The sequence below is a fragment of the Aquitalea sp. ASV15 genome, assembly GCF_016429115.1.
In the GTDB taxonomy this organism is placed as follows: domain Bacteria; phylum Pseudomonadota; class Gammaproteobacteria; order Burkholderiales; family Chromobacteriaceae; genus Aquitalea; species Aquitalea magnusonii.
Window position 1 is genome coordinate 1 of sequence record NZ_JAELTZ010000164.1, and the last position, 321, is coordinate 321.

The 321-nt window shown below is 73.5% G+C and carries 1 protein-coding gene; it reads left to right on the forward strand.

What is annotated here, in order from left to right:
• Nucleotides 1-321 (forward strand): hypothetical protein (locus tag JHD64_RS21340; RefSeq protein WP_199055642.1); only part of this gene is annotated, 321 nt, incomplete at both ends.

A 321-nucleotide genomic window follows, 5' to 3' on the forward strand; every position in this document is an offset into this window, starting at 1 on the left:
CCCCCCCCCCCCCCCCCCCCCCCCCCCCCCCCCCCCCCCCCCCCCCCCCCCCCCCCCCCCCCCCCCCCCCCCCCCCCCCCCCCCCCCCCCCCCCCCCCCCCCCCCCCCCCCCCCCCCCTTTTTAATGCTCCGGCGACCACCGAGATCTACACTGTTGTTCGTTCGTCGGCAGCGTCAGATGTGTATAAGAGACAGGGTCTACTACGTGTCACGCCAGCAGTTCATCTACCTTTATCCCTTCGCCCCCGCCGCCGATTACCACTACACCCTGGCCACGCCCAACGGCGTGTTCTGGCGCATGGCGCTGCCGGAGGCAAACCC